This window comes from Quisquiliibacterium sp. (genome assembly GCF_982640115.1).
Genome location: NZ_CEXFHW010000160.1, coordinates 1 through 8,861, shown reverse-complemented (window position 1 = coordinate 8,861; position 8,861 = coordinate 1). Strand labels below are relative to the sequence as shown.

Below are 8,861 nucleotides of genomic sequence, written 5' to 3'. Positions count from 1 at the left end.
CGAGCGCACCCCGCTGGCGGTGATCGATCCGGCAGCGGCCTCGCGAATGGCGATCGGCGAGGCGATCACCAATCTTGCCTCGGCCGGCATCGACGACATCAGCCGGGTGAAGCTCTCGGCCAACTGGATGGCGGCCTGCGGCGAGCCCGACCACGATGCCGACCTGTTCCTGGCCGTGGAGGCCGCCGCAGACCTGTGCCGCGAGCTGCGGGTGGCGATCCCGGTGGGCAAGGATTCCCTCTCGATGCGCACCGCCTGGCGCGAGGATGGCGCCGAGAAGCGGGTCAGTTCGCCCACCTCCCTGGTGATCACCGCCTTTGCGCCGCTCGCCGATGTGCGGCGCGCGCTCACCCCGCAGCTGGTGGCCGATCCGGCCACCGCGCTCATCCTGGTCGATCTCGGTGAAGGCCGGCAGCGGCTTGGCGGCAGCGCGCTTGCGCTGGTCAGTGGCCAGTTCGGTGATCGTGCTCCCGACCTTGATCGCCCCGAACTGCTCGCCCGCCTGGTGGCTGCGGTGGGCGAACTCGCCTCGCGCGGGCTGCTCCTCGCGTACCACGATCGCGCCGATGGCGGCCTCTTCGCCACCCTGTGCGAGATGGCCTTCGCCGGCCGCTGCGGCCTGGCGGTGAACATCGACCTGCTCACCATCGACCCGCACAGTGCCGACTGGGGCGATTTCAAGATCCGACCCGAGCAGGTCGCCGTCCAGCGCAACGAACTCACCCTCAAGGCGCTCTTCAACGAGGAGCTCGGCGCGGTGCTGCAGGTGCGCGCCGCCGAGCGCGACACGGTGCTCGGTGTGCTGCGCGCGCGTGGCCTTTCACCCTGCAGCCAGGTGATCGGCAAGCCCCAGACCCGCGATGCGATCGAGATCTATCGCGACGGCCGCTGCATCTACAGCGAGCCGCGTGCCGAGCTGCAGGCCTGCTGGGCGCAGACCAGTCGTCGCATTGCCGAGCTGCGCGACGACCCGGCCTGCGTCGCCGAGGAGTTCGAACGCATCGGTGTCGCCAGTGATCGCGGCCTGCACCTGCAGCTGGGCTTCGATCCTGCTGAAGACGTGGCTGCGCCGGTGATCATCGGCAAGGCGCGCCCGCGGGTGGCCATCCTGCGCGAGCAGGGCGTCAACAGCCACCTCGAGATGGCCGCCGCCTTTGATCGCGCCGGGTTCGATGCCCATGATGTCCACATGACCGACCTGTTCGAGGGCCGGCACCGCCTCGACGACTTTCGCGGGCTGGTGGCCTGCGGCGGCTTCTCGTACGGCGATGTGCTGGGCGCCGGTGCCGGCTGGGCCCGCTCCATCCTGTTCAACACCGCGCTGGCCGATGCCTTCGCGGCCTTCTTCGCCCGCCCGGACACCTTCAGCCTGGGCGTGTGCAACGGCTGCCAGATGATGTCGCTGCTCAAGGACATCATCCCGGGCGCGCAGGGCTGGCCGCGCTTCCTGCGCAACCGCTCCGAGCAGTACGAGGCGCGCCTGGTGCAGGTGGAGGTGCTCGAGTCGCCCTCGGTGCTGCTGGCCGGCATGGCGGGTTCGCGCATGCCGATCGTGGTGGCGCATGGCGAGGGCAGGGCGGTCTTTGCCGATGACCGGCAGCGTGCGCAGGCTCGTGGCGCGCTGGCCTACATCGAGCACGACGGCAGCCGGGCCAGCCGCTATCCGGCCAATCCCAACGGTTCGCCCGACGGCCTGACCGGGTTCACCTCCGACGACGGGCGCGCCACCATTCTGATGCCGCATCCCGAGCGGGTGTTCCGCAGCCTGCAGATGAGCTGGCGGGACCCCTCCCTGGGTGAGGACTCGCCCTGGATGCGACTCTTCCGCAACGCCAGGGTGTGGGTGTCATGAACGCGCCTCGGGTGACGACGCGCGCGGTGCCCGAGGGCGCACCGGTGGGCATCGGCGTGATCGGGCTGGGCGTGATCGGTCGACGCATGCTCGAGCAGGCGGCGCTGCGCCCCGACCTGCGTGTGGCCGGCGCCTGGGACATCGACCCGGCCGCCCGCGCCCGGGCGCGGGCCGATTTCCCGTCGGTGCCGATCGCGGCCGACCCCGCCAGCCTGCTGGCCAATCCGGCCGTGCACCTCGCCTATGTGGGCACGCCGCCGGCGCATCACCGCGAATACGCGCTGATGGCGGCACGCCAGGGTCTGCGGGTCTTCTGCGAGAAACCGCTCACGGCCCGTCTCGACGAGGCCCATCGCCTGGTCGATGAACTGCGGCAGCTGGGCACACCCCATGCCGTGAATTTCGTCTTTGCCAGCGCGCCCGCGGCCGAGCATCTTGCGCGCCGCCTTCGCGAGGGCGCGATCGGCACGCCTCTGGCGGTGGACATCCGGCTCTTTTTCGCGCGCTGGCCGCGCGACTGGCAGGCCAGCGCCGGCTGGCTGCGCCAGCGCGAGCAGGGCGGTTTCGTGCGCGAGGTGCTGTCGCACTTCGTGTACCTGTGCCTCAAGCTCTTCGGCGAGTGCCGGCTGACGGGGGGCGCGGTGACCTGGCCGGCCGATCCGCTGGCCTGCGAATGCGCGGCGGTGGCCACGCTCGCCTGTGGTGGCGTACCGGTCACGGTGAGCGCGGCGGCCGGTGGCTGGGGTCCCGACGAGGTGGTCTTCACCCTGCGCGGTGACCGCGGCGCCCTGCGGCTGACCGACTGGTATCGGGCGAGCGAGAGTGACGGCACCGCCTGGCAGGAGTTGCCCGTGCCTGATGGCGCAAAGCCCGATCCCCGGACCGCGGCCTACCAGGCGCAACTCGCATCGCTGGGCGCCTTTGCGCGCGGGGGCCCGCACGGCCTGCCCGACGCCGCCGATGCCCTGCGGGTGCAGTCGGTCATCGAGGCTCTGCTGGTGATGCCGGAGCGCGCACCACCGGGGTGAGCCCGCCCTTGCGCGGTGCGCGATCGTCTCGCCATCGGTGCGTTCTGCTCGACTGACACCGGCAGGTGTTGTTGCGTTGCCGCATCCCCTCACCCCGCGCTTCAGTCGATTCCGTCATTACCGTAAGGTTACGACTCGCCTGCTCGTCAGGAACCTCCACAAGGAAAATCCTCCCATGAAAAAAATCGCTCTCGCGGCTGCCATCGCGGCCCTGACGGTCGGATCGGCCGCGCATGCCCAGAATGCTTCCCTGTACGGCCTGACCGACATGTTCGTCGGCCAGCTCAAGACCGGCGGCGCGTCGGCCACCGTGGCTGACTCTGGCGGCATGTCCACCTCCTACTTCGGCTTCGGCGGCTCCGAGGACCTCGGCGGCGGTCTGAAGGCCGTGTTCGCGGTCGAGAGCTTCATGCGGATGGACGTGGGCGCGGGCGGCCGTTTCGGTGCGGGCGCCACTGGCGATCCGCTGTTCACCCGCAACGCCTACATCGGTCTCGAGAACGCCATGGGCCGCGTCGCCTTCGGCCGTCAGACCACCCCGTACTTCCTGTCCACCATCATCTACAATCCGTTCGGCGACTCCTTCGTGTTCTCGCCGGCGGTGCAGCAGAGCTTCCGTGGTTACCTCCTGGGCGACTCCGGCTGGAACAACTCGCTGTCCTACGGTGGCAAGTTCGGCCCGGTCCGCGCCTACCTGCTCTACTCGCTGGGTCTGGAGCGCTTCGACAACGCCACCAACAAGAACGCCGGCAAGGCCTTCGGTGGCAATCTCGACTTCAGCACCGGCCCGCTCAGCCTGAACGCGGCCTACCAGACCATCGACTCGGCCGGTGGCACGCCCGAGGTCATCACCAAGCAATCGGCGACCCTGCTGTCGGCTGCCTACAACCTGAGCATGGCCCGCCTGACCGGCCAGTATCAGCAGATCAAGGGCGAGACTGGCGCGTCCACCAAGAAAGACAACGGCTATCAGCTTGGCGCCTCGATCAAGGCCGGCCCGGGCAACGTGCTGGTGTCGGTGGGCAATGTGAAGACCACGCTGACCGGCGCTGCCGACGTCAAGCGCGACACCTTCGCCGTCGGCTACGACTACTTCCTGTCCAAGCGGACCGATGTCTACGCCAACTACTTCGAGACCAAGCTGAACACCGCCGGCGCCACGAAGGACACCGCCATCGGTGTCGGCGTCCGTCACCGCTTCTGATCGATGATTGCGCGCCCGGCGCAAGCCGGGTGTCTCATCGGCAACCCGGCCACTGGCCGGGTTTTTCATGGGTGGCCTGGCGTTCCGCCGCGCGTGGCCGCCTTCCGATGATCAGCCTTGCGCCACGGGGCGCACCCGGCTTGCCGCCTCGCGTGCAATGCCGCGGGCACGGTCGGCGTCGTCGGCCCTGGCCAGGGCCACTCCCATGCGCCGCTTGCTGAAGGACTCGGGCTTGCCGAACAGCCGGATGTCGGTGCCGGGCAGCGAGAGCGCGTCGGCCACGCCCTCGAAGGCGATGCCGCGAGCTTCGAGCTCGCCGTAGATCACGGCGCTGGCGCCCGGGCTGCGCAGCGAGACATCCACCGGCAGGCCCAGGATGGCCCGGGCATGGAGCTCGAACTCCGACTGGTGCTGGGTGCACATCGTGACCATGCCGGTGTCGTGCGGTCGGGGGCTGACCTCCGAGAACCAGACCTGATCGCCGGCAACGAAGAGCTCCACCCCGAACAGGCCACAGCCGCCCAGGCTGTCGGTGACGCGGGCGGCGATCTCGCGGGCACGGTCCAGTGCGGCCGCCGGCATGGCCTGCGGTTGCCAGCTCTCGACATAGTCTCCGGCCACCTGCCGATGGCCGATCGGCTCGCAGAAGTGGGTGCGGATGGTGCCGTCGGCATCGCGGGCGCGAACCGTGAGCAGGGTGATCTCGTACTCGAAGCGGATGAAGCCCTCGACGATCACCCGGCCGGTGTCGACCCGCCCGCCGGTGGCAGCGTAGGCCCAGGCCGGCTCGATGCCGGCGACATCATCAACCCGAGACTGACCCTTGCCCGACGAGGACATCACCGGCTTGACCACGCAGGGATAGCCCACCCCGGGCACGCCCGGCGAGCCCTCGATGGCGTCGCGCAGCTCGTTCAGGCTGTCGGCAAAGCGATAGGGCGAGGTCGGCAGTGCCAGCTCCTCGGCGGCAAGCCGGCGGATGCCTTCCCGATTCATGGTGAGCCAGGCCGCCCGGGCGGTGGGAATCACGGTGAGCCCGGTTTCGCGCTCGAGCGCCATCAGGGTGGGGGTGGCGATGGCTTCGATCTCGGGCACCACCAGGTCGGGCTTCTCGCGCTCGATCAGCGCGCGCAGTGCCGCCGGGTCGGTCATGTCGATGACATGGTGACGGTGCGCCACCTGATGGCCGGGCGCATCCGGATAGCGATCAACGCCGATCACCTCGACGCCCAGGCGCTGCAGGGCGATGATCACTTCCTTGCCGAGCTCGCCGCAGCCAAGCAGCATGACCTTGACGGCCGAGGCAGACAGGGGAGTGCCGAGCACCGGCGGGTGGACGAGAGACATGGGCAGGGCTCCGCGTCAGGCCGACGGGATGAAGTCGGGGTCATCCTGGTGCTTGCGCTCGAACTGGATGAAGTCGTAGTAGCCGCAGCGCGAGCCGTTCGGGTACTGGCGGCAGACGGCGGGCCTTGCGGCGTAGATCGTGCACCGGCGCTCGGTCGTGTCGAAGAATCGGCAGATCGACCCGTAGACCGTGTCTTTCCGATGGCGCAGGATGCGCTCGGGCGTGCCGTCGTCGTCATAGAAGCGGGTGAACTTGCGACCGGCCTCCTCGACCGTGAGCGAGAAGTGCCTGGCCAGACGCTTGAGGTCGGCGTCCTTGACCTCGATTCGGGGGTAGCTGCAGCAGTAACCCGGGCAGCGGCTGCAGTCGTAGCGGATGGGCTTTTCGGTCATGGACGAGGCCTGTGGTGGATGCCGACCGCGGCAGTTTATCGAAGCCGGCCCCGTCGCAGCGCCTGGCGCAGGAATCGCTGGGGCGCGAGCGCATGGATGAGGTCGGCCTCGAGCGGGGGCGCGCAGCCCTCGACGAGATCGGCAAGCAGTTCGGCACCGAGCGTTGACCAGAGCAGCCCGCGCGCGCCGAGCGCGGCATGCAGGTAGAGCCCCGGCAGAAGGGGCATTGCCAGCCGGTCATTGCGGGCGAAGTCGTCGGCGGTGCGCCGGATGGCGGTTTCGTCGGGCACGGGGCCGATCAGCGGCAGGCGATCGGGCGCGGCATGGCGCCAGCCTTCGAAGATGCGCAGGGTTCGCGGGGCCGCAGCGGCGGTGCCGAGCGCCGGCAGCATGCCCGTGAGGCGCGACAGGTCGGGGCCCTGGGCAGGCAGATCGGTCAGCCCGATCAGGGCGGTGTCCTCGCCCATCGGACAGGCATAGGCGCTGCCACCGAGCACGCTGCGCAGACCGCGAAGGGCGGGCGAGGCGAGCGCCACGGCGCGACCCTGCCGTGCCTGCAAGCGGACGCTGGCCAGGCCGGCCAGGCGGGGTGCGTCGGCGGCATTGGCCAGGATCACCGCAGGCGCACGCGCAATCGGGCTGGTGCGCTCATCGCTCAGCAGCCAGTGGCCGTTCTCACGGTGCAGGCTGTGCACCCTGGTTCCGCTGATGACGCGGATCGCGGGGTTGCCGGAGATCCAGTGGCGATGCAGGTCCGCTGGGGCGCTCACCCCGCAGCCTGGCAGCCAGAGTCCGCCGCGAGCCACCTGGACGCCGGCGAGATCGGAGGCTTCGGAGCGATTCACCGCCATGGCGAGCGTGTCGGCCGCCGGGCCGAGAGCCGCCAGCGCGCGCAGCTGGTCGACACGCACCGTCTCGGTGTCGGCCATCTGGAAGCGGCCGATCGGCGCGCCCGCCCGCCAGGGGCGCGACAGCCAGAGCGCCTGCCGGCTGAGGCGGGCGGTGGGGTTGTCATCAGGCGAGAGATGCAGATGGTCGGCGAGCAGGGGTTGGCCGGATCCGGGCTGCGGCAACGGTGAGGCATCGATGAGCGTGACCTGCCAGCCTCGCGACGCGAAGACCGCGGCGCAGGCGAGCCCGGCCAGACCGGCGCCCACGACGGCGAGCTCCCTGGCGTTGGCTGCGGGCGGGGTGGGGCTGGCGGGCGTCACGCGTCCCAGTGCCCGGCCGGGTTGCCAGGGCTGCCATCGGGCGCAGGGGGTGCCCCGAGCCGCCGGGGGGCGATCGGAGCCCTGTTCGCCGTCGGGCGTCCAGGCGCCGCGGCGCAGCCACGCCTCCCGGCGGGTGTCATCCGCGCGGGTGATCACCCGACCGCCCGGGGCGAGCAGCCGGGCGAGGGCGAGCGCTGCGCCCCCGAACGACAGCGGGAGCGCCGATCCGGCGTCGGCGTCATCGTCATGGAAGACGATCAGATCGGCTGCGAGCGCAAGTCGCGGCAGTATCCGCTCCGGACTGCCAACGGCGAGGGTGAGTCGGAGCGGGCCGGCATCACGCTGTCCCGCGGGGGCGAGCCGAACCCTGTGCAGACCGGGCAGGGCGCTGGGCCAGTCCTGCCAGGGTGTTGCCGCTCGCAGCGAGGTACTTGCCCGGAAGACCGGCTCCCAGGCCTCTCGCACGGTGGCGGCTGCGGGTAGGCCAGCGTCGATGACGACCACATCGATCCGGACAGGCCGCTCCGCGCCGGGCAAGGCCTGCCCTTCAGCCGGGAGTTCGCACAGCAACCTGCCCATGCTCCCGAGGTTCGCCAGGCCGAGCAGGAGCAATGCGGCCGGCGGCGCCGGGTCGGGTCGCGCCTGCGTTCGCGCGAGAAAGCGACGCACGAGTTCAGTGACTGCCGCCGGACTCATGGGTGGACGCGCGTGAGGGGCGCGAGGCTTTGCGCAAGGACATGCCGGGAGCTTGCTGGGCGCATGATTTAAGTAATACTACGGATTACACTCAATTTCTTACTCATGGGGCCTACCATGGAAGACAGTCCCGGCCTGCAGCAGGAGATCGCCGCGCTCAAGGAGCGTCTGCGTGATACCCGGGAACTCTATCGCGAGGTCTGCGTGCTGCTGTTCTTCCGGCACGGGATCACCCCCACCGCGAACCGCCTGTACCAGCTCGTCCGGCGCGGGAGCATGAGCACGCCGGCCGAGGTGCTGCGCCAGTTCTGGCAGGACCTGCGCGAGCGTTCGAAGGTACGACTCGACCAGCCGGATCTTCCCGGGGAGTTTCGCGAACTGGGAGGCGAGCTGCTCTCGACTCTCTGGACGCGGGCATTCGCTCTGGCCCAGGCGGAACTGTCGCCCTTGCAGGCGCAGGCCCGCGAGGCCAGCGACACGGCGGCGCGCCTGCAGGAAGCCACCCGCACCGAACTGGCCTCGCTGCGCGAGCGGGTCAGCATCCTGGAGACCCAGTTGCAGGCAACCCTCGCCCGCGAAATGGAGGCGGCGCGTGAACTGGCGACCAACCAGGGCCGCTTTGCCTCGATGACCGAGATGCTGCGCGACAGCGGGCAGGAGATGCTGCTCCTGCGTCAGGAACTGGCTGCCTCGCAGCGCGATGTGGCCAGGGCCGTGGGCGAAGCCAACGCGCTTCGGGTCCAGCTCGGCCTGCTTGCCACCCGAGGCCGCCGTCCGGTGCCGGGGCTGCCCGGGGCCGCCGATCCCGGGCAGGAGCCGCTCGAGCTGGAAGTGGCGCCGCCGGTATCATCGCCCGACCAACCCGAGACACCATGAACCCGTCCCAGACTCAGCCCCAACCGCAGACCGCCGAGCCGCAGCGCGCCGAGCCGCAGCGCGCGGCATCCCAGCCGCAGCCCGTCATCGTCCGCCCCCTGGCGCGGGTCATCCCTTCGCAACCCACCTCCGATGGTGCCGGCGTGCGTCTGCGCCGCAGCATCGGCGCCCATCCGGGCGCCCGGGTGGACCCTTTCCTGATGCTCGACGAATTCTCGTCGGAAGACGCCGCCGATTACATCGCCGGCTTTCCC

At 70.2% G+C, this 8,861-nt stretch carries 8 protein-coding genes; 5 read left to right on the top strand and 3 right to left on the bottom strand.

All coding sequences use genetic code 11. The features are described 5' to 3' along the window. The 3 genes from purL to AC2H6A_RS15365 all read left to right on the top strand — a co-directional run. Positions 1 to 1,852: phosphoribosylformylglycinamidine synthase (gene purL / locus AC2H6A_RS15375; RefSeq protein WP_484274542.1), on the top strand; the 1,852-nt coding region annotated here is incomplete at its 5' end. Next, positions 1,849 to 2,880 (top strand): Gfo/Idh/MocA family protein, encoded by a 1,032-nt coding sequence (locus AC2H6A_RS15370; RefSeq protein WP_484274540.1) that lies wholly within the window; start codon positions 1,849 to 1,851, stop codon positions 2,878 to 2,880. The genes purL and AC2H6A_RS15370, both read left to right, overlap by 4 nt. 175 nt (positions 2,881 to 3,055) lie before the next feature. After that, complete coding sequence (locus AC2H6A_RS15365) at positions 3,056 to 4,084, top strand: porin (RefSeq protein ID WP_484274539.1); 1,029 nt, start codon at positions 3,056 to 3,058, stop codon at positions 4,082 to 4,084. A 111-nt stretch (positions 4,085 to 4,195) separates the two neighbouring features. Here AC2H6A_RS15365 and purT read toward each other — a convergent pair whose 3' ends face one another. From purT to mnmC1, 3 genes are read right to left on the bottom strand one after another with little or no spacing between them, the layout of a single operon-like run. Next, positions 4,196 to 5,431, bottom strand: coding sequence for a formate-dependent phosphoribosylglycinamide formyltransferase (purT, locus tag AC2H6A_RS15360; RefSeq protein ID WP_484274537.1), 1,236 nt, complete (start codon positions 5,429 to 5,431; stop codon positions 4,196 to 4,198). A 15-nt stretch (positions 5,432 to 5,446) separates the two neighbouring features. Next, positions 5,447 to 5,824, bottom strand: a complete 378-nt coding sequence (locus AC2H6A_RS15355) for a YkgJ family cysteine cluster protein (RefSeq protein ID WP_484274536.1) — start codon at positions 5,822 to 5,824, stop codon at positions 5,447 to 5,449. A gap of 35 nt (positions 5,825 to 5,859) precedes the next feature. Further along, positions 5,860 to 7,731 (bottom strand): FAD-dependent 5-carboxymethylaminomethyl-2-thiouridine(34) oxidoreductase MnmC1, encoded by a 1,872-nt coding sequence (gene mnmC1, locus AC2H6A_RS15350; protein ID WP_484274535.1) that lies wholly within the window; start codon positions 7,729 to 7,731, stop codon positions 5,860 to 5,862. Between the two features lie 117 nt (positions 7,732 to 7,848). Here mnmC1 and AC2H6A_RS15345 point away from each other — a divergent pair, with 117 nt between their 5' ends. Together AC2H6A_RS15345 and AC2H6A_RS15340 are read left to right on the top strand one after the other, a co-directional pair. Continuing rightward, the gene (locus AC2H6A_RS15345) at positions 7,849 to 8,607 is read left to right on the top strand and encodes a DNA-binding protein (RefSeq protein ID WP_484274534.1); all 759 of its coding nucleotides are present in this window, start codon (positions 7,849 to 7,851) and stop codon (positions 8,605 to 8,607) included. Beyond that, the coding region (locus AC2H6A_RS15340) for a cupin domain-containing protein (RefSeq protein ID WP_484274533.1) at positions 8,604 to 8,861 on the top strand (258 nt) is incomplete at its 3' end. The genes AC2H6A_RS15345 and AC2H6A_RS15340, both read left to right, overlap by 4 nt.

Bases quoted from the DNA above. Each gene is read 5' to 3' on its own strand.
- AC2H6A_RS15345 (WP_484274534.1), top strand. From the start codon at position 7,849: ATGGAAGACAGTCCCGGCCTGCAGCAGGAGATCGCCGCGCTCAAGGAG.
- AC2H6A_RS15365 (WP_484274539.1), top strand. From the start codon at position 3,056: ATGAAAAAAATCGCTCTCGCGGCTGCCATCGCGGCCCTGACGGTCGGA.
- AC2H6A_RS15370 (WP_484274540.1), top strand. From the start codon at position 1,849: ATGAACGCGCCTCGGGTGACGACGCGCGCGGTGCCCGAGGGCGCACCG.
- mnmC1 (WP_484274535.1), bottom strand. From the start codon at position 7,731: ATGAGTCCGGCGGCAGTCACTGAACTCGTGCGTCGCTTTCTCGCGCGA.
- AC2H6A_RS15355 (WP_484274536.1), bottom strand. From the start codon at position 5,824: ATGACCGAAAAGCCCATCCGCTACGACTGCAGCCGCTGCCCGGGTTAC.
- purT (WP_484274537.1), bottom strand. From the start codon at position 5,431: ATGTCTCTCGTCCACCCGCCGGTGCTCGGCACTCCCCTGTCTGCCTCG.